At 45.7% G+C, this 24,262-nt stretch carries 22 protein-coding genes; 9 read left to right on the forward strand and 13 right to left on the reverse strand.

The annotated features are described in order from the left end of the window. From MHI55_RS19130 to MHI55_RS19145, 4 genes are read left to right on the forward strand one after another with little or no spacing between them, the layout of a single operon-like run. Window positions 1–375, forward strand: coding sequence for a hypothetical protein (locus tag MHI55_RS19130; protein ID WP_340386634.1), 375 nt, complete (start codon window positions 1–3; stop codon window positions 373–375). Next, entirely contained in the window at window positions 362–967 is a 606-nt protein-coding gene (locus tag MHI55_RS19135; protein WP_340386636.1) for a DUF2249 domain-containing protein, read from the forward strand. The genes MHI55_RS19130 and MHI55_RS19135 overlap by 14 nt, the downstream gene beginning before the upstream one ends. Window positions 968–980: 13 nt before the next feature. Beyond that, the gene (locus MHI55_RS19140) at window positions 981–2,213 is read left to right on the forward strand and encodes a hypothetical protein (RefSeq protein ID WP_340386638.1); all 1,233 of its coding nucleotides are present in this window, start codon (window positions 981–983) and stop codon (window positions 2,211–2,213) included. A 28-nt stretch (window positions 2,214–2,241) separates the two neighbouring features. After that, window positions 2,242–2,544: a metal-sulfur cluster assembly factor gene (locus tag MHI55_RS19145; RefSeq protein WP_197997654.1), complete on the forward strand. Its 303-nt coding sequence runs from the start codon at window positions 2,242–2,244 to the stop codon at window positions 2,542–2,544. A 227-nt stretch (window positions 2,545–2,771) separates the two neighbouring features. Here MHI55_RS19145 and MHI55_RS19150 read toward each other — a convergent pair whose 3' ends face one another. From MHI55_RS19150 to MHI55_RS19190, 9 genes are all read right to left on the reverse strand, one after another. Continuing rightward, a complete protein-coding gene (locus tag MHI55_RS19150) occupies window positions 2,772–3,116 on the reverse strand; it encodes a cupin domain-containing protein (protein ID WP_340386639.1) in 345 nt (114 codons plus the stop codon). Between the two features lie 140 nt (window positions 3,117–3,256). Further along, complete coding sequence (locus MHI55_RS19155; RefSeq protein WP_340386640.1) at window positions 3,257–5,215, reverse strand: ABC transporter permease; 1,959 nt, start codon at window positions 5,213–5,215, stop codon at window positions 3,257–3,259. Then, window positions 5,190–5,960, reverse strand: a complete 771-nt coding sequence (locus MHI55_RS19160) for an ABC transporter ATP-binding protein (protein ID WP_036613332.1) — start codon at window positions 5,958–5,960, stop codon at window positions 5,190–5,192. Before MHI55_RS19160 ends, MHI55_RS19155 begins: the two co-directional genes overlap by 26 nt. A 189-nt stretch (window positions 5,961–6,149) precedes the next feature. Then, window positions 6,150–7,148 carry a sensor histidine kinase gene (locus MHI55_RS19165; protein WP_340386641.1) on the reverse strand — a complete coding sequence of 333 codons (999 nt, stop codon included), beginning with the start codon at window positions 7,146–7,148 and terminating at the stop codon, window positions 6,150–6,152. Continuing rightward, on the reverse strand, window positions 7,145–7,858 hold the full coding sequence (locus tag MHI55_RS19170) for a response regulator transcription factor (protein WP_340386642.1): 714 nt from the start codon (window positions 7,856–7,858) through the stop codon (window positions 7,145–7,147). The genes MHI55_RS19165 and MHI55_RS19170 overlap by 4 nt, the downstream gene beginning before the upstream one ends. 83 nt (window positions 7,859–7,941) lie before the next feature. After that, entirely contained in the window at window positions 7,942–8,916 is a 975-nt protein-coding gene (locus tag MHI55_RS19175) for a sugar kinase (protein ID WP_340390619.1), read from the reverse strand. Between the two features lie 71 nt (window positions 8,917–8,987). Continuing rightward, entirely contained in the window at window positions 8,988–10,031 is a 1,044-nt protein-coding gene (locus tag MHI55_RS19180) for an SPFH domain-containing protein (RefSeq protein ID WP_340386643.1), read from the reverse strand. 268 nt (window positions 10,032–10,299) lie between these two features. After that, the gene (locus tag MHI55_RS19185) at window positions 10,300–14,676 is read right to left on the reverse strand and encodes a glycosyl hydrolase 53 family protein (protein WP_340386644.1); all 4,377 of its coding nucleotides are present in this window, start codon (window positions 14,674–14,676) and stop codon (window positions 10,300–10,302) included. Between the two features lie 256 nt (window positions 14,677–14,932). After that, window positions 14,933–15,649, reverse strand: a complete 717-nt coding sequence (locus MHI55_RS19190; RefSeq protein WP_076317527.1) for a YceI family protein — start codon at window positions 15,647–15,649, stop codon at window positions 14,933–14,935. Window positions 15,650–15,841: 192 nt separating this feature from the next. On the opposite strand from MHI55_RS19190, the gene MHI55_RS19195 reads away from it, so the two are divergent. Beyond that, on the forward strand, window positions 15,842–16,528 hold the full coding sequence (locus MHI55_RS19195) for a response regulator transcription factor (RefSeq protein WP_036672909.1): 687 nt from the start codon (window positions 15,842–15,844) through the stop codon (window positions 16,526–16,528). After that, window positions 16,513–17,979, forward strand: a complete 1,467-nt coding sequence (locus tag MHI55_RS19200; protein ID WP_340386645.1) for a HAMP domain-containing sensor histidine kinase — start codon at window positions 16,513–16,515, stop codon at window positions 17,977–17,979. The genes MHI55_RS19195 and MHI55_RS19200 overlap by 16 nt, the downstream gene beginning before the upstream one ends. A 95-nt stretch (window positions 17,980–18,074) precedes the next feature. Here MHI55_RS19200 and MHI55_RS19205 read toward each other — a convergent pair whose 3' ends face one another. Then, complete coding sequence (locus tag MHI55_RS19205; RefSeq protein WP_036672911.1) at window positions 18,075–18,887, reverse strand: ATP-binding protein; 813 nt, start codon at window positions 18,885–18,887, stop codon at window positions 18,075–18,077. Window positions 18,888–19,451: 564 nt separating this feature from the next. Here MHI55_RS19205 and MHI55_RS19210 point away from each other — a divergent pair. Continuing rightward, window positions 19,452–19,604, forward strand: a complete 153-nt coding sequence (locus MHI55_RS19210) for a DUF1540 domain-containing protein (protein WP_076209985.1) — start codon at window positions 19,452–19,454, stop codon at window positions 19,602–19,604. 202 nt (window positions 19,605–19,806) lie between these two features. Then, a complete protein-coding gene (locus tag MHI55_RS19215; RefSeq protein ID WP_340386646.1) occupies window positions 19,807–21,264 on the forward strand; it encodes a 4-hydroxyphenylacetate 3-hydroxylase N-terminal domain-containing protein in 1,458 nt (485 codons plus the stop codon). A 21-nt stretch (window positions 21,265–21,285) separates the two neighbouring features. Here MHI55_RS19215 and MHI55_RS19220 read toward each other — a convergent pair whose 3' ends face one another. The 3 genes from MHI55_RS19220 to MHI55_RS19230 are packed head-to-tail and all read right to left on the reverse strand — an operon-like array spanning window position 21,286 to window position 23,169. Beyond that, window positions 21,286–21,852: a nitroreductase family protein gene (locus MHI55_RS19220; protein WP_074095588.1), complete on the reverse strand. Its 567-nt coding sequence runs from the start codon at window positions 21,850–21,852 to the stop codon at window positions 21,286–21,288. A 52-nt stretch (window positions 21,853–21,904) separates the two neighbouring features. Continuing rightward, window positions 21,905–22,711, reverse strand: a complete 807-nt coding sequence (locus MHI55_RS19225) for a hypothetical protein (RefSeq protein ID WP_076250045.1) — start codon at window positions 22,709–22,711, stop codon at window positions 21,905–21,907. Window positions 22,712–22,716: 5 nt separating this feature from the next. Further along, window positions 22,717–23,169: a flavodoxin gene (locus tag MHI55_RS19230; RefSeq protein WP_017687802.1), complete on the reverse strand. Its 453-nt coding sequence runs from the start codon at window positions 23,167–23,169 to the stop codon at window positions 22,717–22,719. Between the two features lie 227 nt (window positions 23,170–23,396). Here MHI55_RS19230 and MHI55_RS19235 point away from each other — a divergent pair, with 227 nt between their 5' ends. Beyond that, window positions 23,397–24,260: a class I SAM-dependent methyltransferase gene (locus MHI55_RS19235; RefSeq protein ID WP_017687801.1), complete on the forward strand. Its 864-nt coding sequence runs from the start codon at window positions 23,397–23,399 to the stop codon at window positions 24,258–24,260. Window positions 24,261–24,262: the final 2 nt, after the last annotated feature.

Below are 24,262 nucleotides of genomic sequence, written 5' to 3' on the forward strand. Positions count from 1 at the left end.
ATGGCGCACGTTGAAATCATTGACGATACTACACTTCGCATCACGTTGCTGCTGGAAGACGCCACAACCATGGTTCAATTGGCACAGCGTGAGCAAGCAGAATATGCGCAAGAGATTATCACCATTTACGAAAAAATGCCTGTGTTCGAATATACTCATTTCTGTTTTTACGCCTATGACAGTGCAAGACTTTTTGAGCGTGTGCTCGGCATGGACCCCAAAGCCTATCTGTCCTTCTCCCTCGAAGCGCCGGAGTCATTCTTCTATGCGCTGTACGGTGGAATGGCCGCCCTGTATGAATCATCTCTGCAGTTGGTACAGCAGGCGGATGTAGCTAGTGCAGGATCGGATGTGAACGCACATGTCTCCATCTGATGTCCATATTGTTGAATTGGATGTGCGTCTTCATCTGAGTAAAAAGTTGGAGCCGTTTCAACTGATCATGGACACGGTCAAAGGCCTTCAGCATGAAGATGTCTTTGTACTACATGCTCCATTCAAACCAACGCCCCTGCTCGGTATTCTCAAGATGAAAGGATACTCCAGCACATCGGAACGAAAAGGTTCAGATCACTGGGTTACCACGTTTGTGCACAAACAAAATAAAACCGGTGCCAAAGCATTATCTACAATGGTTTTATCTGGATTGGAAGTCGATTCTAAGCCCGGTTCAGACGAAGAACCAGCTTCATGCAATGGCCATCCAGAGGAGCAAGCTGTTGCGATTGAAAACTTTGAATCCCTACAGGCGCCCACCGTTATACTGGACAATCGCGGATTGGAACCGCCACAACCCATGATGCGAACACTTGCCGCACTGGAACGTTGCAAACCTGGGGAAGTCGTACTGATTCATAATGACCGTGTGCCAGTCTTCTTGATAGAAGAGTTAAATAATCTCGGTTGCCCCTACACCGTTGAGGATCAAGCCGATGGTACGGCCAAAGTGAGAATTGAAAAAGGGTAAGGAGGCAAAGGCCATGTCCAGGTTGCCGTTTCTTTTTATCATCACGGGCATCTTTGGATTTGTAATGTATCACGCATTCTCCCTGCTCTCGCTGACAGGCTGGCTTGGTGATGAACTCAGAGGACCCGAAGGCTGGTTTCATGCCCATCTGTTTGTGCTAGGGTGGGCAACCATGCTGGCTATGGGTGCCGTTTATCAGTTGATACATGTTATTTTGCAATCCAATATTTACAGTCTGTTTCTCGGTTATTGTCATTATTTCTTGTTCAGTATCGGAATCGTGGGCATGTTATACGGCTTCATCCGTGCAGATGTCATCTGGATTGCGGGTTCTGCTACACTCGCTCTCTCTGGCATTCTGTTGTTCGGATGGAATATGGCCGTTACCCTCATCCGTGCCTCACAGTGGAATCCGGTAACGATCAGTGCAGCTTGTTCCTGTCTTTATCTGGTTCTAACCGGGCTTTCCGGTATGCTGATGGGTCTGAATTTTGCCTTTGGTGATTGGAATGGTCTGCATGAACGATTATTCGGTGCACATATCTGGATGGGAACACTTGGCTGGTTTGGTATGTTAATTACCGGCTTCAGTTACAAAATGCTTCCGATGTTCTACCTGTCCCACGATTATTCCATTCGACTGCAAAAAGTGGTCCTGGTTCTGTGGAATGCAGCTGTAGTTACAGGTGTTGTCGCATTTCTGACAGGTATTAAGGGAGGATTGCTCTGGCTTGCGCTCTTACTTCTAACAGCAGCCCTTCTCTTCTATGTGTATCACTTGGAGCAAATTCAGGAGAAACGGCACAAAAGTAACCCAGGTCCGGGCATTCGCTGGTCTGTCTATGTAAGTCGTGCGTTTGCTGTATATGCTGTGGCCCTACTGATCTATTCCTCGCAAGGGACTGAACTGCTGCTCCATCCAAGGGTTGTTCTGCTGTCTGGATGGGTATATCTCGGGGGCTGGGTGTCCCTCACCATACTCGGATATGCCTCCAAAATCGTTCCTTTTCTGTGGTGGACCCATAAATATGGCAAGCAGGCAGGCAGACCCGGGACACCGTTAATGGCTGGTATGCTGAGTGAACGGAACGTCAATTGGGGGATGATCGCCATGGTGGCTGGAAGCCTTCTGCTAGTCAGTGGAATTCTGATTAATCTGGCTGAGGTCATGATGGTTGGAGGAACGATACTGTCTCTTGTCTCCATCGTTTATATAACAAATATTGCTTTGGTATTCAGACGTTAATGTTAATAAAATGGACTGGAGAGTGAACATGATGGAACAAACCACGCATTTGCTGGAATGTCTCAAGGAAGTATATGACCCTGAATTAGGTGTCAATATCGTTGACCTGGGTCTGGTGTATGAAGTAAGGGAAGAGCCTGAACGGGTACATGTACGGATGACGCTGACTACACCAGGTTGCCCGCTGCACGATACAATTGTCGGTGCGGTGAAATGGGTTTTGCAGGAAAATACAAATAAGACCGATATTGATGTTCAAGTCGTGTGGGAGCCACAATGGTCTCCACAGCTGATGTCGAATGAAGCCAAGGAAATGCTGGGATACTTCTAGGCAGAATGACTATAGACCGGATGAATGAACAAGTTGCTGGCGGAATACAAAGAAGCGTACTTAAATCTGATGTTCTCAGACCCAGGTATGCTTTTTGTTTTGCGATGGGAACCACACTTTGTCAAGGTATTTTTTAATAAAAAATAAATAAGGAAACTCCAGAATAGAGTTCCCCTTATATTGGTACCGATCAGTGAATCATTCTAACGATTCCTTGATATTAGATCTTAGATGTCCTTTGCATAGGATGCTGCTGGCACTTTGTTTAACACCACGAACAAACGAACCTCCTGATCTCCTGTATTATGGAATGCAAACTCCACTTCACCGCCGCAATGAATTACATCCTCTTGTTTCACCTCTTGTTCTTTTCCATCCAGCATAAGTGTGCCTGTGCCTTCAACCACCAGCAAAATAACGTCCGTGCCTGGATGTTTATGAACGGGAAGCTGCTGACCTGGCAGAAAATGAAGTACAGAGGTCACTCCACCACCCTGTTGGAATAAAACACGTTTCGTAAAACGGTCTTCACTAAATGTTTTAACTTCTTGCAATGACGTGATAGTCATCATAATCGTCCTCCTCGATAATGTAATCTGTGAATGCATTCATCTTATCGCAAGAAAGCCCGCGTTTCCTTGATCTGAATCAAGAAATGCAGGCAATGAACAAATCATGGGTCGGTCCTCATGACCGTTTGTTTCTAAGATGGTTACACCATCATTTTGCGCAAAGAAGCGATATATCTCGAACGTATAATGATGAAATAAAACGTCTGTGCAAGTACAAAGGCACCAAATACAGTCAACACCGGCATCGTATAATTGGTAATACCGAATTCAGTCAGGAATGGCTTAACTACGACCAAAGTTTCAATGATGGCTACCCCGATCGGTAAAAAGAACAAAATGGCAATCTGAACGGTGGATGATCGTTTCATCTCCTGGAAACTGAGACCCATTTTCGAAAGAGAATGCACCATCTTTCCATCCGCTTCAAGATCGGTATGCAGTCTGAAATACAGAAAGCTTGCAGAAGAGATCGAGAAGATTAATCCGATAAATATGCCCAGAAAGGTAAAGAGTGCTGTACCCTGTCTAAATCTTTCAAAATCATCGTACCGCGTACTCAGATATCCAGACTGGTTATCCGTTGAAGCGTTGCTGCTTCGGATGGAATCCGCGGAGGATAGAAGCTGATCGCTAACCATGGCTTCCGAAGAGTGGCGATCAGGTACAGCATGACCCCATGCAGGGATCTGATACAGGTATTTACCAGATATCATATTATCTTTGATCTGTTGGGCAATCTCTTCATACTTCTCATCCGGTAGGACAACTACACCTGTAGCATAGAGTAGGGTTCCAAACTGTGGATCGATATCTGTATCCGTAACCCTAACTTCCAGCGGACTAGCATTCAGAGTCAACGTCAACTTGTCTCCCTTCGCATAATCACGAAATCTGTTGCGCTTTATCTGATCCTGACCCTTCTCATTGCGGGTATCCACAAATACAGCGGACCCGGTATCCAATTGGAACATCTTTCTCCCTTGTGTCAGATTGTATTGGTTGTATTGACTAAGCGGCATAACCGAGACAGCACTCTGATCTGCATCAGACCAGAAATATTCAATATAGACTTGCTGATAATCCAAGCCTGCGGCTTCAAGTTTCGAATCAATAGCGCTCATATCCAATTGCTCTGTTGGTCTAAATACGTTGTATTGAATTGCAAAATCGTTGTTTGTAAACTGTTCCCGGTTCTCCTGATCCAGTGACAAAATTACAACTGCACTCATTGAAGCAATCGCAATCACCACGGTCACCATAAAGAGCATGCGGGCATTATCCTTCATTTTATAACTCATCTCTGAGATCCACAACAGACGTGTACCATGCCATACGGTTTTACGATTACGCTTCAATAAACGGATGATGAGCACGGAAAGTTGTGAATAGAAAAAATACGTCCCGGCTATCCCTGTTATTGCTGCAAGCATGATTGTTCCGCCATTTAACCCGTTACGGAGTACCACAAAACCTACTGTAAGTAATGCAAAACCCAGAAGTGAGAAGAACCATGAAGCTTTGGGCTCTTTTTTAGGTTTGTTGGTTCCCGTCAAAAGTTCTAACGTCCGTTTGTTTCCGATAAAAACCAATGTGAAAAGTGAAATGCAGAAAAATAATAACAGAAAGGCCCCGATCGTAATCAGAATCGCTTTCACGGGAAAATAAAAGGGCAGATCATCCATCCCGATAAAACGAGTGGTTAACATCAGGAACAACTTGGACAACAACATACCTCCGCCGATACCGGCAATAATGGACAGGCAGCCGATCAACATGTTTTCCAAAATGACCAATCTCCGAATCTGTGCGGGTTCTGCACCAAGTATGGTCAGAATGCCAAACTCTTTATTCCGAGATTTGAGAAAAGCACTGATGGAATACATAACAAAGAAAAATGCAAACACATATACGATAATTGAAGCGATCTGCATTCCCGTAGCGGTTGTGTCACCCATCGGTAACTCTGTCACATACGGATGATAAATGAACACCGCATAAGCGAAGAATATCATGACCATAAACACACTACTTAGAAAAAAAGCAATATACGCTCGCCCATTCCGGCGAATATTGTTAAACGCGAACTGAGGAAAGCTCATGTGAATTCCCTCCCCAGAAGGATAAAGTATCAATGATCCGCTGGAAAAACGTCTGTCGATTATCTCCACGGTGTACCTCGGCTGCCAGCTTTCCGTCCTTAATGAACACGATGCGGTTGCAATAACTTGCCGCAAGCGGGTCATGTGTGACCAACATAATGGTTGTTTTCTCCTGCTGGTTCATCTGTTCAAGTGACTCCATGACCGCTTGGGATGACGTAGAATCCAGGGCACCGGTGGGTTCATCCGCCAAAACAATCGAAGGCATATTGATCATGGATCTCGCAATGGCTGTTCGTTGTCGCTGTCCACCCGAAATTTCGTAGACTCGTTTATCCAGAATATGATCAATCCCAAGCTTCGCTGTAATGCGATGTAGTCTGCTCTCCATCTCCTTCAGCTTAACCTTGTCCAGTGTCAATGGAAGTACAATATTCTCAGCAACAGTCAACGTGTCCAACAGATTGAAATCCTGAAAGACAAATCCGAGTTCCCGACGTCGGAACATGGCAAGTTCTTTCTTTTTCATATCAAAAGGGTTCATGCCATTAATGAGCACCTTGCCCGAGCTGGGTTCATCAATGGTGGAGACCATGTTTAACAATGTGGTTTTGCCACTGCCCGACGGGCCCATAATACCCACAAACTCACCTTGTTTGATTGTCAGATGAATATCACTAAGGGCTTGAGTCTGCACTTTGCCCTGATATACTTTGTTCAGTCCTGATACCTGTAACATTTCCATGCGTAATTCCCTCCTGATCCATCATTCTTTATACGTTATTTCTATTCTTATCCTAACTGACCTCCCGTAACGGTGCTATCGAATTACCTTAAACTTCCCTTACAACGCGTTTAAGGTTTTGTTCCCCTACCTTCTCGATTACACTTCTGTGCATTAAAAAAAGCACCTCGCCCATGGGCAAAGCACTTTTCACTTCGGATATTTCGTATGAACCCAGCTGAATCTGAGCAACGTTCCCTCATTGGGCTCCGAAAACAACTCCACACGGTTATCCAGGCGGGCACTGATCTCACGGACTAGATATAATCCCATTCCCGTAGATTCGTGGTATTGTCTGCCCCGTTCACCTGTAAAATAGGGATTAAACACCCGATGAATATCTTCGGACGAGATGCCGATTCCCTCATCCTGAATGTCCAGGATTGTACGCTCTTCCTGTTTATAGCCAGTAATGATCACTTTTTTGCCTGATTTGCTATCGGAATAGTTCACGGCATTGGTCAAAATTTGGGTGAACATGAACCGCAGCCACTTGGAGTCACTATATATCTGAAGGTCACCCTCCATACGAATATCCGGCGTAATGCCTCTGCGAATAAACAAACGTCGGTTCTCTGCAATGCTGCTCCGAAGCACTTCTTGCAAAGACAACAGCTCCACACGAAAATCCCCTTCAAACTGTTCAAGCCTTGATGAATGCAAGACCATTTCAAGTCCTTTGCGCAGCTTATCCAGTTCATCCTGAATACTGCCAGCCGTCTCATCGTCCACATCTTCCAAGGTTAGCTGGATAATGGACAAGGGTGTCTTCATCTGATGAACCCAACGATTCATGAATACCACCTGTTGTTCCTTACTGGTACGTAACTGCCCCATCTCGTTCTGCCGATTACGCTCCAGTTCATGTAACAATTCCTGGATGGCTTCTGCCACGACCGAATTTCCAAGCGTTTGAAAAGGCTCGTTTACCCGTTTACGTGGTTGTTCAAGCAGACGATAATACGCTTGCAGCTGGAAGTAACGTATGACCAGATAGACCATCAGCACCACGGTACTGATCAGCATGCCATAAAGGACAATCTTCATCGGACGGCCCTCACCAGAGAGCCAGTAGACACACGGAACCAGCAGCATCTGTAACACATAAAATCCAACTAACATCTGGTGGTCTTTCAGGAAAAGTCTCATTTCCCTTTCCCCTGTGAGGACGAATCCAGATCTAACACACGATAACCCGCTCCGCGAACCGTCTCCAAAATCTCTTCAGCACCCAGCTCCTTCAACTTCCGGCGAACACGTGTAATATAGACATTCAACGTATTATCATCGATAAAATGCTGATCTTCCCACATCTGTTCTAGCAATTTTTCTCGGCTGACAACTCGCCCCGCCTTCGCCATCAGCGCTTCCACCAGTATGGCTTCCTTCTGTGTCAGCTCTGTTAAGCGTTCATCATATTCCAATACGAATCGCTCAGGATAAAGGATCAAGGGACCGTTCTTCACCTTTACTTCCTGGTGCACAGCAGCGTAAGAACCATAGGCTCTGCGCAGCTGACTGCGGACTTTGGCAAGAACGACTTCATATTGAAAAGGCTTTGTAATATAATCATCCGCCCCATGCTCCAACGCCATAATCTGATCCATACCACTGTCACGAGCGGAGATGAATAAAATAGGACATATGGAATGTGTGCGTATCTGTCTGCACCAATAATAACCATCATATTGAGGCAAGTTCACATCCATCAGTACCAGATCCGGTTCCATCTTCACAAATTCATCCAATACATGACGGAAATCATCTGTGACCTGTACCTGGAATCCATTTCGGGTCAGATAAGCCGCCAGCAATCCTGCTAACTTGGCATCATCTTCAACCAACAATATCGACTGCATCGTTAACCCTCTTTCCGTTTCCTGACGTCAGTGTATCACATCTAGTTAACCATTCTAGTCGGAAACGGCTTGAAAATAAAGGTTTAGACCACGAGACGTCCCCTCTTCTCTGCCAACCCGATGATAGCTTCCACCCCTGAGTTAAACTCAAGAAAGTCCTGCTCGACCCCATCGCTGAAAATAACACCATCCTCTGGCATCTGGGATACAATGTGCAGTGGTTGCTTTGAATGGATCTGTCCAAACACGAGATTGACCGCAGTCGTCCGGCTCGGGAACGGTTCACGTACTGAAAAATATAAATAAGGCGCATCCCAGTTAAAATGATTCAGCTCTTGCCTGCTCCCATGAATGGATGCCGATGCTGTAGCGACCTCTGCTTCAGAATTCAAGTTCTGCCATGCAGCCGATCCAACAATTCCCGTGGCTCCCGCCAACACACTTTTGAACCAGCCTGTCGATCCCATGCCTGTGGATACAATAATACCACTAGAGGATTGTTGTTCTGTGGATGAACCCAAACGCACTTCATAACGAGCCGATACATGTGTCTTCCGACCAATGAACAGATCATTCACACCATATAGATACTGTCCATCATTGAGTTCCACTTTGGCGAGAGTGACTTCTTTCAAGGTTCGTTGCTTTCGAATGACATCAGGAACAATGAAGCTCAGATCCTCCACGGTAAAAGGTAATAACACGCCATCCCAACGCATCGGATCCGGATTCACACCGATGAGCGGCTGCTCGGTTACGTATTTGAGGGTGTTGGCTACAAGCCCATCCTGTCCAACCACGACCACGATATCCTGATCTCCAAAGATAAAATTGGGCACATGTTCCCGATCAATCGTCTGAACCCGTCCCAATTGACCCAGCTGCTGCTGGGCCTGCTGCACAGATAGCCGATAACGACGGTCTTCCTCCATATAATCACTGAAGTCTGCGCCCAGACGTTCAATATAGAACTGAGCTTGCTGCACCGTGTTATATCGAACCACCAGCTCTTCCAGTCGGGTCCGGCGTTTCACCAAAATCAGCTTGTGTTCGGTCATTCGATCGTCCGTTGTGGCCTGCTGACGTACTGATTTCCCTGCCTGCTCTGCTTGCTCTCTTCTTCCTAATCTCATCTCGCTCGACCTCCCTGATCTCTGCCTGGCGCAGGAGACATCAATCCCTGCAACAGATCTGGAGAGATATTAAGTTGCCCAATCTTGCTAGCATTTTCAGCCAGTTCCTGGAATGCAAGTGCGATCAGCTTATCAGAATTCATGCCCATATTCGCCATTGCTTGCAATACATTCGGCTGTACATTTTGCAATGAATTCATCACGGCGGCAATCTCATACGCTTTTGCATCTGCCTCGGCATTGTGATTAGCAATGGTTAACTCAATCAGTTGTTGCTTCCGTTCCTCCATCGCTGTATTGAACTGAAGCTGCTCCTGCTCCATCTCATTTTGTTTCTGTTTCACCGAGCGCTCAGCCTGCAATTGGGTCTCACGAATCTGCTGTTTCTTCGTCTCTATGGCAATTTCGGTGTTCAGTTCGTTCTCTTTCACTCGTCTTTCCTGTTCAATCGAGGCATTACGACGTACATAGAGCGCTTCATCTGCCTGACGCAAAATCTCTTCCCGCGCTTGTGCTTCCAATGCACGCATCGTCTCTTTATTAGGCAGAATGGCCAGTATCGATAGACTCATCAACTCAACGCCCAATTTCTCCAACTCTTCACTTTGTACAACCTCGCGTTTCATGCTGCTTGCCAGCCGTTCACTGGATTGAATAGCTTCTTTCAGCGGCATTTGCTCCAGTTGTTTCTTGGTTAGTACTTTCGCTGTGGTGATCACCCGTTGATCCAGCTTGCCGGGGTCGTCGGAGATATACCGATTTTTGCGCAAATTGTACGTGTAATTCAGGCTCTGGGTTATTTTCAGGTAATCCACAATTCGATAGCTTAATTGCCCCTGCACAGTAACGGTCTGATAATCCGCCGTAATCTCTTCGAACATGAACGGTACATCCACCGAGGATACGGGTAGAACTACTACCGATGTGGTCGGCTCATAATAATAGAAGGACAATCCTACACCTTGATGCTGTACCTCACCATTTTTCACTTTCATGACATATTCACTGGGTTGAAACTTCGCAAATCGGAATCCAAACATGGCTCATTCCCCATTTCTTAATATTGTCGTTTTGATATTATCGAAATGATAACAAATGAATTCGATATTGTCAATACGACATTAACAAATTGTTTATATGCCTATTTAGAGAAAGGGATGAAGTCTGAACCTCATTTTTTCCGCAAAAAATAAAGAGACCGAATCATATGATCCGATCTCTTTACCTACTTTGTTATTTTCTATTCATGAGTGTTGATAATGCCATTAGGCACCTTTCGTAATCAAAAGCGGACTTTTCTAAATATCTCTAATACAGTTGTTCCATCATTCTGGCGACTGCAACAGCCCCTTGTGCACGGTTTGCTGTTTCTTTCGGAGCAAACGTGCCATCAGGCATGCCATTTAACAGTCCAAGTTGTTGCATCGAGGCTACAGCTTCTTTGGCGTATGCCGAGATCGCGGCGTTGTCTACAAACACCATATTTCCTTGTACAGAATGGGTCGCATTCTCACGTTGCACAACCTTCAGTGCTCTGTTCAGCATAACGGCCATGTCTTCTCGCGAAATACGTTCATTGGCTCCGAAGCTTCCATCTGCCCGGCCTTGAATAATGTTCATTTCAATTCCAAGTCGTACTGAATTGGCATACCACTGCCCTTCCTTCACATCCGTTGGGACTGAAATAGATGGATCCGGCTGGTGTGTATCACCAATACCTTTAATAATCATTTGCAAAAATTGTGCTCTGGTCAGTTCACCTTGCGGGGCAAAACGAGTTGCGCTCATCCCCGAAATAATCCCTTTACCGTAGAGGTTCTGTACCTCTTGGATTGCCCAATTGTGATTTTGCAAATCATGTAATGGCACTTCAACTTCTGCAATGACATAACTGCCGGATTCCAACGGTTTGAACGCCATCGTTTTCGTCTTATCATCGTACTTGGAATACGTAACAGGCCTCATTTCCCCACTTGTGGATATGGAATGTACAACCATAACTACATCATTTTTCTTAGGTTGTTCCACATTGGATAGAGCAACTTCAAACGCTCTGTTTGTCCATTGCAATGGCTTATTGTTCATTAACAAATTCACATCAACAATTGCATGATTACCGATCGCTGCTTTTTGCGATGTGGACAATGTATCTGTCGATCCTTTTGCTACTACGATGTCGAACGTTCCCGCAGTCTCCGCAATGGTTAGAGGGAGTGATCTCAGAGGAACACGAACGGTAGTCTGTCCTACAACTACATCCAGAGATTTTACTTCCTCGGAACGAATCCATGCTGCCAGCTGACTTGCAGCCAACTGGAATGTGACTGTCTTGGCTGTGTCGGGTACATCTGCAAGCAGCTTCAACGTACGATTTCCTGCATCCATGGATTGCAGTGCCTGAGTTAATAGGGATACATCTGGACGAATCGAATACTTGTCATCCCCGGTTGCTGTTCCTTTTACCGTTATTAGACCCTTAACTGGCGGATTACCAGGTTCAACTGGTGGTGTTACAGCCGGATTCCCCGTTGAAGGAGCTGTTCCCGGGTTGGAAGGTTGTGATGGTACACTTGGTTGTGATGGCTGGCCAGGGCCAGGTGTTACATCTTGACGTACAAGCTTACTCACAGCATCTTGTAACGCACGATCCGCATTGCTTACATCTTGCGTTGAAGATTCAACATCCAGAATGAATGCCTTCGCTTCAGAAAGTGCCTTACTGAATACATTCCAGCTTGATGTCGTGTATTCGGTTTGCTTTAATTTCTCAGCGGTATCTACAGTAGTTTGCAGTGCAGATTTGTCCGCTGGGAACGTACCGTATGCTTCAAATTCCATGAATCCTACCCATGTGGGACCTGTTTTAATCGTTACCCGAATGTAACGTCCCTCCGTGCCTTCTGGAAGTACATGGCTAGGTGCGGTTGATACAACAACATCACTTGTGGTGTCCACTACTTTCACAAAATTTTTGTTATCGTTGGACACTTCGATCGTATATTTGATGCCGCCACTCCACATCGATATTTCGATTTTACGGAGGTTAGCAACCTGACCCAAATCCACTTGCCACCAGCTATCCTTACTCTCGTCTGTTCCCCATGAAGTGTTCGGATTGTTGTCAATTGCACCTTCAGGAGAGTTGGCTTGATTGCCTCCTGTCCCTGCACTACTTGAAGCCGTTGCCGTTTTTCCCGTTGTTAAAGCCTCCAGAGAGACTAGATTAGTAAAGGCTTGTTTCAACGTACTCAGTGCTGAATTCACCTCAGACTGGACAACAGCATTGTTATCTCGGACCTGAATCGCTGCCTGCAAAGACTGTTCCAATACAGACCAGCTCCGGCGTGTATAGGAAGATTTAGTCTGCTGCTGCATTTGTTGAATGTACTGGTGCAGTTGTGTTTTGTCCACATTGGATAGACCTTGAATGGCATCATGCAAACGTTTAACCGCTGTATTCGCATCCGTCTGTGTTGCTCTTGGATCATTCAAGATCTGATCAGCGCCTTCCAGCGTTTTGGTCAATACCGCCCAAGTGGCCGCAGACCAGTCAGCCTGCTGATACGTACGCGCTTCCGCTATTTTAGCTCTGAGCTCGTCAAGCTGCGGGGTGATAACCTGCATCTGCTGCATCACACGTTCCAATGCTGTTGTCGCTGCATCTGTATCTAATTGAGTTACCCCACCCGGCGTGTATGCCTGTTGGTATACATCATTCGCTGTCGAGATTGCCGGAGCCAGAGTCACCCAGCTATCCAGAGTAAAATCAGTCCGTACCAATGATTCGGCTCGTGTAAGTGCCGCATCAAGTTGCTGGCGGTCTGCGGGCAGAAGACTCAATCCACGTTTGTACACATCAAGGGACCATAACGCTCTGCCTTCATACGAATGCCCGCCGTTGGCCGGAAATTCATCATAGTCAAACATCGCTTGGTTCTCCCATGCATTACCTTCGGATGCAATCCAGCCTACACCCGCCGGAATCCACGCTGGCTCCCAGTAGAAGAAACCTGCGCCATGATTATCTGGCACGTTCGCAATCATGTCCATAATGCCGGCAATAGCATCATATTGACCTTGAACGGTTGCGGGGAAGTCTGCTCCCCCAACATGAAGCGCTTCATCTGATCCAATGATGTTACCGTGTGCATCCCCGTTTTTGTAGGAAAACGGATAGGACGTTTCAGCGATAATGACATCTTTGCCAAACTCGACTGACACTTCATTCATCGTTTTCTGTACATCCGCAAATGTCCCATGCCAGAACGGGTAATACGATAGTCCGATAATGTCATAGTCCAATTTGCCTTTACGTAACTCTTCAAAGTACCATTTAAACGTATCCACCTTGCCACCTTCAGCCAAATGGATCATAATCTTCACCTTATCCGCGTTATCGGTGATCTCCCCTTCTACTGCACGTACAGCATCAACTCCGCTTTTTAGCAATGCAACATTTTGCTCGAAATCCACGTCACTGCTCAAGCCGTTCAGAACACCACTGTTGATCTCATTACCGATCTGCACCATATCAGGCATAGCGTCTGCGGCCTTCATCTCACTTACAACTTCATACGTGTAGTTGTATACGGCCTGCTTCAGCTCTTCGGGCGAAAGACCTTCCCAAGCTTTGGGACGAAGCTGCTGGCCCGGGTGCGCCCACTCATCCGAGTAGTGGAAATCCAACAGGATCTTCATACCTTTTTTCTTCACCCGCTCGGCCAAACGAATGACATCGTCCTTGTCGTTGTATCCCCCTGATTTCTGTGGATCATTCCACAGACGAAGACGCACATAATTGACACCGCGATCCTTGAGAATATCGAGCAAATCACGCTCTGTACCGTTGCTGTCCACGTATTTGCCGCCTTTGTCCTCAATGGCAGTCAACGTGGAAATATCAACACCTCTAACATAGTCTGCACGATATCCCTCAACGATCACTTTAGCTTTAAGCTGAGGTTCTGGAGGCGCACCATATACAACTCCTGTTACCGTAAATTCGCCTGCAGAGGCGTATTGCATAGGGTCGATATAATCCCAAGTCACAGGTACCATTCCCGATTTTTCATTCTGAAACTGTGCCTTTACCTCGTTGGGCAGAATTGGCGCACTTCTGGTCACCGTTCTCACTTCGATCTCATCATATCCTTTAATATTGGCTGGTTCAGTTCCTTCTGCTTCTCCCCACACTTTGAACTCCAATATTTCCGGCCAGACACCCTCACCCTTGTAAAAAGATATGTTCAATCTGATGTATCGCACATCATTCTGCTGAAACGTCAGATCAGCGATCTGTTTGGGATCGGCATTTTCATTTTGATCAGCAACGTTGGCCCATGCCTGCTGATCAGCAGATGTTTCTACCATATATTTCACAACCGTGTTTTCTCTCCACGTTATCTCCGCTCCAGACAGATTGTAGTCTTCACCCAGATCAATCATCACCCACTGTGGTTGTTCCGTTGTCACTCCAGCCTTAGCAGCCCAATGCGTGTCACTTTTACCATCAACCAAGTGCTCCTTTTTGCTCCAATGCTCCAAATATTCTGTGCTTACCGAAACCGCCTTGTTAAGTGCCACGTTCACTTTTTCATCTTCTGCAGCCGCTGGACGAACCATCAACCCCAGATCACAGAACAGCATTAGTAATACCAGACACCCGCTTATGTACCTTTTGTTCACTCTTGATCTCCCCCTTTTTGTGTTTGATTGTGCATGGATCAATGAATGTTATGATTCCTCCTCATTGTAAGCGCTTAATAGTGATGGGTAACACGGCATTTTCCAAAGGAAACAGCAGTTATTTTAACAATATGATCCTGTGACAGTTACATTTAGTTATATTAATCACACTATTTTGTAAAAAAAACAAAAAAATCTGTCCGTCTACCGTAAGGCAGAACAGAACAGATTTTCAGGTATATGATCATTGTTACACTTATTTAGAAAGTTTCAATTCAAGTTGTACCTGGATATCATTTTCAGTCGAGAGCACAACGGAGTGCGGATTTTCCATTCCGAAATCTTCGAACGTTACCATCGATGTTGCCGACAACAATACTGCATTATTCTCATAAGCAGCTTTTGCGTCAAAAGTCACTTCTTTTTCAATACCTTTAACCGTAATGGTACCATTCATTTTGATATCAACCGTTTGACCGACAGGCCATTCCGCAGGTACCCCTTCAAATGAAGTCGCTGTAAATGTAGCTTGTGGATATGTAGCAACGTCGAAGAAATCGGCTTGCTTCACGTGACCATCACGCTGTCCATTCCCGGAATCAATTCCGTCCATCTCGATCTGTCCTTCTGCCTTCATCTGAGCAGCATCATCTACATTAATTGTCCAATTGCCTGTTACCTTCTCGTCCACAAAGTTAACTGTCTCCTGTGATGTGGTTACGGAGAAGTATACTTTGGAACCTTCGCTGATGCTCCAGTCTCCGTTCAGTTGCTCTGCTCCAGCAGTTTCATTGGCTACAACCGTTCCTGTGCTATCTACAGCTGTAGTGGAAGTCGCTGTGCTCGCAGGAAGCACCTGCTCAATCTCCACGTTGTTGCCCAAGTAACTGTTTGTGATATAGTAACCACCGCCACCGATTACGGCAACCGCCGCTACACCTGTAATAAGCCATGCTTTTGCTTTCTTGTTCATCTCTATGTTTCCTCCAGTACATGATTGTTTAGGTTGCTTCTTGGAGTGAATCATATCAATTGAATGTGTCAGGAAGAAGTCAAGATAAGACAAGTCACATATTTTTTTGAAATCCGTAATACAGGATTGGCTTTACGCTCTGGCTAATGTAAAATCAGTACAAGTTTACAAAGCGAAAGGAGAACGCTTTTCTTGAAATCCATTCTTATCGTCGAGGATGAGCAAGCTATTGCACGAGTATTGGCTGCTTATCTGAGAAAAGCAGAATTTGAAGTTCATCATGCAGCAGATGGACCGACTGCACTTACCCTTTTTGATACCGTAACGCCTTCCCTTGTATTACTTGATGTGATGCTGCCAGGAATGGACGGATGGGATCTGCTGCGGATTATTCGTGAAAAAAGTGCTTGTCCCGTGATCATGCTAACTGCACTGGATGACATTTCAGACCGTCTCAACGGACTAAATGCCGGTGCTGACGATTATATGAGCAAACCTTTTGTACCGGAAGAAGTGGTTGCCAGAGTTAATGCAGTGTTGCGCCGTAATCCACATTGGACCTCAGGTGGCAAAGAGAAGCGTTCCTTTGGAAATCTCGTCATTGATCTTGCTGCCAAGCAGGTGCTGCTGAACGGTGCAGAGGTTGCACTCACACCTCGTGACCTGTCGTTACTGTTCTTCCTGTCCGATTATCCGAATCGTACATTTACCAGGGATCACCTTATTGAACAGGTATGGGGGATGGACTACGATGGCAGTGACCGTGCTGTGGATCTATCGATTAAACGACTACGTCAAGCCCTCTCCCACTGGTCGCCAGAGACGGGAGAAATTCGGACGTTGCGAGGAATGGGGTATCAATTTTGGATCGCCAACTGAAACAGAAGAAACCCAAACGAACGATATCCATTCTGTCACACTGGACACTGCGATATTTTCTCATTTTGTGCATTGGTTTCACGATTATTGCGGCAGGGGCACTCTACTGGATTCGAACAACTTCCATTGAGAAAAGCCTCAAAACCGCAGAACTGCTTGGTCTGGAGATTGCCGATCGAGTGACCAGTGAGAATAATATGCTTCGAGTTCCACCCGATCTGGACAGACTGGTAACCAAGCGAGAGAAACTATTCAACACAGATCATTATTTTTGTGTCATGATCTTGGACAATAACAATCAATTGATCTTTTCCCAGCCTAAAATGGAGCAAAAAGATGTGCATTATCGACTGTCAGACGACTATCTTGAACCGCGAAACAACAAATATGCAGGTGTAACGGTCAACATATCCGAGGGCGATCAAACCTTGGGCAAAGTGTGGGTCATGCAGTCCAAACAATCCATTACATTTGGTCCAGAGACGATATGGCTCGTGGCTCTAATCCTCGGAGGACTAATCCTCTGTGGATGGTTTACAATCTATCTCCTGTCCAAAAAGTTATCCAGACCGATTCGTCAGGTCGCCTATGCCGCTGAACAGATTCGAGGTGGCAATTATGATGTGAGTCTTGACTTGAATACACGAGAACGTGAGATCAATGAACTTGTAAATTCATTTCGCGATATGGCCACTCGTCTCCAACAACTTGAAGAATGGCGTACACTTTCGCTGGCAGGGGTAAGTCATGAACTCAAGACACCGGTAACTTCCATCAAGGGGCTCGTTATGGCAGTACGTGACGATGTCGTGAGTCCACAGGAAGGTAAAGAATTTTTGGATATCGCTTTGAAGGAATCTGAACGCATGGAGCGAATGGTCGCAGATTTGCTTGACTATAACGCCATGGCTGCAGGAAGTGTTGCCGTTCGCAAGGAACGGACGGATCTGAAACTGTTGGTCGGTGAGATCATCTATCAGTGGAAGATTGCGTATGAGGACAAAATGCCAGAGGTTCAGCTGCACGCACCTCCAATTAACTTTTTTACCATGGGGGATGCTCTCCGCATTCAGCAGATCATTGTCAATTTGCTTAATAACGCACTTCATGCCACAGCTCCTGAACAGAAGGCTGTCTTCGATATTTATCTAAGTACAGAAGAACAGATGCTTTACGTTGATGTTAAGGACCACGGCACAGGCATCGCAGCCGAAGAACAACCAAAAATCTTCGAACGGTTCTATCGTGGAGAACTCAAAAAACGTCGTAACCGCGGTCTGGGTCTAGGATTAACATATAGCCGCCTACTCGCTCAGGAACAGGGCGGTGAACTGATACTTGTCTCCAGCAGCCCGGAAGGCAGCATGTTCAGATTAAGCCTGCCACGCTGGACTGCAACACAAGAAGCTATGAATACAGAAAAAGCATACGGAGCAGCCGTTAAAGTATAACGCACCTCGCTAACATGACAACTAGCCCAGAACTCCATTCAGGAGACTGGGCTAGTTCAACGTGTTCCTTGTTGCTCTAGCCAGAATGGAAGCAATCAACACTCTAATACACGTGGTCTGTATTCATCGTAAGCATCCGAGATCAGTTGCTTATGAAGTACACTACTGGCAATGATTGCTTTCCGCTTTGCTTTCAGAACGATCTGCTCTATATCCGCATAACTGCACCCGGTCAAGCGTTCACATATGTAATCTTCCAGCCGAGTCTCCTGTTCAAATGCCCCTACCAATTTGCTGATATACAATTTGCGACTCGAATCATCAGGCATACCGTAGGTCATCTTCGTATCAAACCGCCGCCAGATGGCGTGATCCAGTTGGGTTTCCAGATTCGTTGCAGCCACCAGAATGCTTTCCCCATCGAATTCGTCCAGACACTGCAACAATGTATTCACGACACGAGCCATCTCTTTCACTTCATCATTGCTCTCACGTGTCCGGCCTATGGCATCAAATTCATCCAGAAATAACACACAGGGATTCATTCGTGCATATTCGAATAACTTACGTACGTTACTCCCCGTCTCCCCAAGATGGCTATGAATGATCGCATCTAATCTCACAAGAACCAATGGCAGATCAAGGCGCTCCGCCAGATGTGATGCCGTTAATGTTTTTCCCGTACCGGGTGGCCCGAACATGACCATTTTGTTGGGGATTGATACATCATGCTCTCTGAACTTCTCTTTCATGCCCAGAATGGTGATAAATTCATTAATGATGCGTTCATTTTCAGCGGAAAATACAATATGCTGGGCTTTGCGTCTACACTCTTTCGGCGTGTAAAAAGCAGCCATATCGATCCCTTTCGCGCGGGGAATCCGGTTCATATGGTTTATTTTGCTCATGTATACACATGCTCCTTCATTTATGGTTTCAGTCCATGATTCAAGTTATATAAGTTGAACTAATGAATATTTACACTGACCACTTCGATGACAGAACAACCTTCCGATCGCTGTTATCCCCAGATTTTTTGATTAAATTCCTAGAGGGGAAATCCAGGGATAAAGGCGAAGTATATGCTTCCGATGCAGCTTTTTTTCCAAAAGCTTTTAGCTCCGCTCCTTCAGGTTCTTTCTGTCCTCTCCGTTTTCGTGTAAATGTTTAGTTCAATTTATATAGAATCAATTAGACTTTTAATCGTAATTATTACTATTAAATAATAACATACTACTGCCTTTTTGCAAATATAACCACAGCACGTCCACTATTTTGCCACAGATGGGGGCATTTGGTTGCAAGCTTCAATAAAATTTGCTATTCTAAGTGTGCATCGTTGTGTATAACGCAAAAAAGCCCTCCGAATTTCGTGAGAGCAACAAAATTTTCCAGATTGACAAGCGGCAACTTGTTATATCCGGATTCTTTATACCAACGACTGTAATCCAATTAAAGTGAGGTTAACAATCATGGCAAAAGACGTATTGTGTGAAGTTAATTCCTGTCGTCACTGGGCTCAAGAGAACAAATGTAACGCTTCTTCGATCTACATTGTGAGTCACAGTAACAAAGAAGCAAGTCAGTCTGCTGAAACAGACTGTAAGACTTTTGAAGTAAAATAAGTAATTTCATGTGATTCACTTAAAGGAGCCCTTACCGGTTCCTTTTTTCTTTGTCTATTGTAACAAGAATGATAATTATTATCAAGCCCTATTCTGTAAAAATCCTTCTCACCTCTTCAATGCACATTGGACAGATGACCTACGTACACTACGTAAGAAGTCAGTATGCCCATGAACGATTAGAACCAAGAGGTGAATAACAATGCCTGTTAAAAGTGGCACACAGTATCGCGAACGAATTGATGCACAGTCCGTCCCTTGCTGGTACAAAGGTAACCTTATTACTGGAAAACGCTCTGAACATGTAGCATTTGCTGGTTTGATGGAGACTCAGATGTACATGTATGATCTGCAATCTGATCCTAAATTTGCAGAAACGATGACGTATGCCTCCCCGGCAGACGGCAAACCTGTGGGCATATCCTTCCTGCCTCCAACCAGTGCCGACGACCTCCGTAAACGACGGGAAGGGATGAATATCTGGGCAAATGTGCATCACGGCTTTCTTGGTCGCTCACCCGATTACATGAATACAGCCATAATGTCCTTTTACACAGGTGCCGATCTCCTGAACGAACTATCTCCCCAATATGCAGAAAATCTCAAAAATTATTATGCGTACTGCCGTGATCATGATATCACACTATCCCATGCCTTCATTCAGCCATATGCCAGCAAAATCTCAGGGCAATTGGATGCTACTGAAGATGCTATTGCCGCAAAGGTCGTGGATCGCACCGAGGAAGGTCTCATTATTAGCGGAGCATTCATGATGGCTACACAAGCTGCCACTTCGGATGAGATTTTTGTCTATCCGTCACCTTCTCCCGCCCCATTTGATGACGAAAATCCATTTGCATTCTCTTTTGCTGTCCCCAATGATCTTCCGGGTATCAGTCTGGTATGCAGGGATACCTACGCGGCCGAATCTCACGCTAACTATCCGCTGAGCTCCAGGTATGAAGAAATGGACAATATCGTCATCTTTGACCGGGTGCTCGTTCCGCATGAACGGATATTTTTTGCAGGAAGTGAGGAAATGTCCTCGCGTCTCTTCAGTGGTAGCAACTTTCATATTCACGCTGGTCATCAGGTATTGTGTCGTTATATTGCCAAGACGGAATTTGTTCTCGGTACAATCCAGCTTCTCACGGATACGCTGGATCTGAATACGGAAGCACATGTTATAGAGAAAACTGCACGTGTGTTCGCAGGTCTTGAATCGTTAAAAGCATTAGCTTTGGCCGCGGAGGCAGGTGCAATACCAGACGGAAGAGGATTTGTATTACCTGCACCCAAACCGTTGATGGCAGCTAATCTCCTCTTTCCGAAACTTTATCCTGAGATGATTGAAATTCTGCAGCTCTTGGGTTCGAGCGGGGTGATTATGATCCCTCAGGAAGAAGAGTTTCAATCCGATATCGCTCCTTCACTGAATATATATCTGAAAGGGAACGATATGCCTTCTCACGAACGCAACGCTCTGTTCCGCCTGATCTGGGAGCTTGGGTCTGGTTCATTCGGGGGCAGACAGACCCAATTCGAACGATTCTTTTTTGGCAATGTTCTTACGGTATCCAATCGGTTGTTCTCCGTCTACAATAAAGATCAGACGAATCGTCAGCTCGTTCGTGATTTTCTATTCAACACCAGCATATAACAGAACTAATGAATCATTTTTTTAGACCAGATGGTCATAGACCGTCATCAGTTCAGAGGCTGGTCTGCTTGCATCCATATCCCGCAATGCAGGCTGGTCTCCGTAACCGATATGAAAGACCCCCAGCACCTTCTCTTCACTTGTCAAACCCATCAAATTCATAAACACAGGATGTTGTTGATAATCATTGATCTTCCAGACAGCATTCAACCCCTGTTCCGCAGCCAGAATACTAAAGCGTTTGCTCCAGGCTTTGGCCGGCAGAAGATCATCCTCACGGGCATTTCTAGGCGCCACGACAACCAGATGGGTAGGGATTGCTTCCGTGTATTGATATGTAGCCCAATCGCCGTAGCGATCAGCCAGATGGGGTGGATAGCTCTGTCTGACCGCTTCCAGATAAAGCTGTCGTCCTTCGCCTGCAAACAACATAAACCTCCAAGGTTCTGAACTCATTACATATAATGAAGGATCTGCTTCATCAAGCAACTTTCGTATAACCGACTGGGGTACTGGCAACGGACTGAATTCGCAAGTTCCTGCACGTCTCTTGCTGCTGCTTATATCTTGACTTAGACCGGTAGACATGGCAACTTCCCCTCCTCTATCTGCATGATATATCGTTATCCTTCAACTGTCTTCACATCAACCATGTTTTCTTCGGTTCAATGGCTTCCGTTCTCCAGCGATCTACCTCTTCGTGGATGCGCGCTTTATCACGCGTCGTAAACTGTTCTGACTCCACCACTTCTGCTTGCGGCATGCTGTCACGTATCAAGCGAATGTAGTCCATGGAACGGATCAGAGACTGGCGTCCAGGGATGTACCTTATTTTGCGTCCTTCCAACAAGCAGTATATCTCGATCATACCCGGTAATTTTCCGAAGGCTTCCCAGCAGAATGCACTGACCATATGCTGAAATGCCTCAACTACGTTTGGATCATGGACAACCATATATTTCTGAATCAGCAACGAATCCCAGCCTTCTGGTTGCCAGGCCGCCTGAAATATCATCGATAAATGCATGGATAATGAAGGTAACTCCGTTCTCCACTGTTCAAAAAGAATGGCTGGATGCTTCAAATCATCGTTCATTGCAATGGCGAGTGACAATTCATCCGTAATCTTGTTCTTCACATCCCAGTAATGGAGAACAGATTCGAAACCATCCGTCTTTCTGGGCCACCACTTCTCAAGTAAATACTGTACGGGTACCTCTTTGCGAACATCGGGGTCGAGACTGTAAAAAGCATTGACCGCATGGCTCACCGCATATTGTACACGGTGCCTCCATTGAAGTGGAAGACGCTGCTCAGACACTGGTTCAGGGCGGATGAATCGATGTGGGCTGCGCAGCATTTCTTCCAATCTGTAATCTTCAAGCAGACGTCCAGGAAGATCATTCCTTCCGACTGGCATCGCTGCCTGAACATTATGTCTTAACATGATCTTTAGGATACCTGTAATCCGGCAGCAGCGAAGCGTTTGCCAAAGTCACGGCATGTTTCTTTCTCCTGCTCAAGCGGACTATATTCAATTTTCAACATCTCTGGAGATACCTCCGCCCCACGCTCCTGCAGCTTGGCAGCCGCCAGATCAACTGCACCGCAGAACTGCTCATACGAGGTGTCACCACTACCAAACACCGCAGCTCTCTTACCACTCAGGTCAAGCTCATCCAGCTCCTCATAGAAATCAAGGAATTCATCTGGCAACTCCCCATCTCCCCAGGTGTACACACCGATCATGAATCCGTCATAGTCCAATACATCAGATGCATTACAATCCGTTACGGATTTCAGGTCTGCCTCGTGGCCTCCCTGTGTAATTCCTTCCACAATCAGTTCTGCAATTTCTTCTGTATTTCCTGTCATGCTCGCATAAGCCACTAACAATTTAGCCATCTATTTTTCCCTCACTTTAATTTGATCATGTTATATTCTCTCTATGAAGAAAGAATGAATTTTGGATTAACAAAATCATATGTGATAATGATTATCATTGTCAAATTAAATTTTTGGTTATCTTTGTTTTTCAGTATATGGTGCACTCCCGTCCCCCAACTGGCGTCCAAGCCCTTTTTTGTTGTACAATAGTATCCAAATGACTTTTGAAGGATGGATAAATCATTATGTACGTAGCTAAGAATTGGAAGGACTATGAAGTAATTGATACAGGAGGCGGCGAGAAACTGGAGCGTTGGGGAGATGTGATTTTACGCAGACCCGATCCACAGATTATCTGGCCCCTTGAGCAAGAAACCAATGAATGGCGTCAGGTGCATGGTCACTATCATCGCAGTTCTTCCGGTGGCGGTAACTGGGATATGAAAAAGCCCATTCCCGAGCGCTGGACGATCGGATACGAAAACCTGAAATTCCACATTAAACCTACCAGCTTTAAGCACACTGGCCTGTTCCCTGAACAAGCTGCTAACTGGAGCTGGATGATGGATAAAATTTCCAATGCAGGACGCCCTATTTCTGTTTTGAACCTGTTTGCCTATACAGGCGGAGCAACGGTAGCCGCAGCTTACGCAGGCGCTTCTGTTGTGCATGTGGATGCAGCTAAAGGCATGGTTCAATGGGCCAAGGAAAATGTTCAATTATCCGGACTGGCTGATCGCCCTGTTCGTTTTATTACAGATGATGTATTCAAATTTGTACAACGGGAACAACGTCGCGGAAATCGTTACGACGCCATTATTATGGACCCTCCTTCATATGGCCGTGGCCCTAATGGAGAGACATGGAAACTGGAAGAGAACCTATATCCTTTCCTGAAGTCGTGTATGACGATCTTATCGGATAATCCATTATTCATGCTGGTTAACTCCTACACTACGGGCATTTCCTCTACGGTTCTGCGCAACATGTTGACCATGACGATGTCTGCTCAGTACGGTGGTGACATTACTGCAGGTGAAATTGGTCTGCCGATCACACGTAGTGGTCTTGATCTGCCTTGTGGTATTCTGGGCCGTTGGGAGTCTTAATC

The organism is Paenibacillus sp. FSL E2-0151, from assembly GCF_037993015.1.
GTDB lineage: Bacteria > Bacillota > Bacilli > Paenibacillales > Paenibacillaceae > Paenibacillus > Paenibacillus amylolyticus.

Bases quoted from the DNA above. Each gene is read 5' to 3' on its own strand.
- MHI55_RS19130 (WP_340386634.1), top strand. From the start codon at position 1: ATGGCGCACGTTGAAATCATTGACGATACTACACTTCGCATCACGTTG.
- MHI55_RS19135 (WP_340386636.1), top strand. From the start codon at position 362: ATGTCTCCATCTGATGTCCATATTGTTGAATTGGATGTGCGTCTTCAT.
- MHI55_RS19140 (WP_340386638.1), top strand. From the start codon at position 981: ATGTCCAGGTTGCCGTTTCTTTTTATCATCACGGGCATCTTTGGATTT.
- MHI55_RS19145 (WP_197997654.1), top strand. From the start codon at position 2,242: ATGATGGAACAAACCACGCATTTGCTGGAATGTCTCAAGGAAGTATAT.
- MHI55_RS19150 (WP_340386639.1), bottom strand. From the start codon at position 3,116: ATGATGACTATCACGTCATTGCAAGAAGTTAAAACATTTAGTGAAGAC.
- MHI55_RS19155 (WP_340386640.1), bottom strand. From the start codon at position 5,215: ATGAGCTTTCCTCAGTTCGCGTTTAACAATATTCGCCGGAATGGGCGA.
- MHI55_RS19160 (WP_036613332.1), bottom strand. From the start codon at position 5,960: ATGGAAATGTTACAGGTATCAGGACTGAACAAAGTATATCAGGGCAAA.
- MHI55_RS19165 (WP_340386641.1), bottom strand. From the start codon at position 7,148: ATGAGACTTTTCCTGAAAGACCACCAGATGTTAGTTGGATTTTATGTG.
- MHI55_RS19170 (WP_340386642.1), bottom strand. From the start codon at position 7,858: ATGCAGTCGATATTGTTGGTTGAAGATGATGCCAAGTTAGCAGGATTG.
- MHI55_RS19175 (WP_340390619.1), bottom strand. From the start codon at position 8,916: ATGACCGAACACAAGCTGATTTTGGTGAAACGCCGGACCCGACTGGAA.
- MHI55_RS19180 (WP_340386643.1), bottom strand. From the start codon at position 10,031: ATGTTTGGATTCCGATTTGCGAAGTTTCAACCCAGTGAATATGTCATG.
- MHI55_RS19190 (WP_076317527.1), bottom strand. From the start codon at position 15,649: ATGAACAAGAAAGCAAAAGCATGGCTTATTACAGGTGTAGCGGCGGTT.
- MHI55_RS19205 (WP_036672911.1), bottom strand. From the start codon at position 18,887: ATGAGCAAAATAAACCATATGAACCGGATTCCCCGCGCGAAAGGGATC.
- MHI55_RS19210 (WP_076209985.1), top strand. From the start codon at position 19,452: ATGGCAAAAGACGTATTGTGTGAAGTTAATTCCTGTCGTCACTGGGCT.
- MHI55_RS19215 (WP_340386646.1), top strand. From the start codon at position 19,807: ATGCCTGTTAAAAGTGGCACACAGTATCGCGAACGAATTGATGCACAG.
- MHI55_RS19220 (WP_074095588.1), bottom strand. From the start codon at position 21,852: ATGTCTACCGGTCTAAGTCAAGATATAAGCAGCAGCAAGAGACGTGCA.
- MHI55_RS19225 (WP_076250045.1), bottom strand. From the start codon at position 22,711: ATGTTAAGACATAATGTTCAGGCAGCGATGCCAGTCGGAAGGAATGAT.
- MHI55_RS19230 (WP_017687802.1), bottom strand. From the start codon at position 23,169: ATGGCTAAATTGTTAGTGGCTTATGCGAGCATGACAGGAAATACAGAA.
- MHI55_RS19235 (WP_017687801.1), top strand. From the start codon at position 23,397: ATGTACGTAGCTAAGAATTGGAAGGACTATGAAGTAATTGATACAGGA.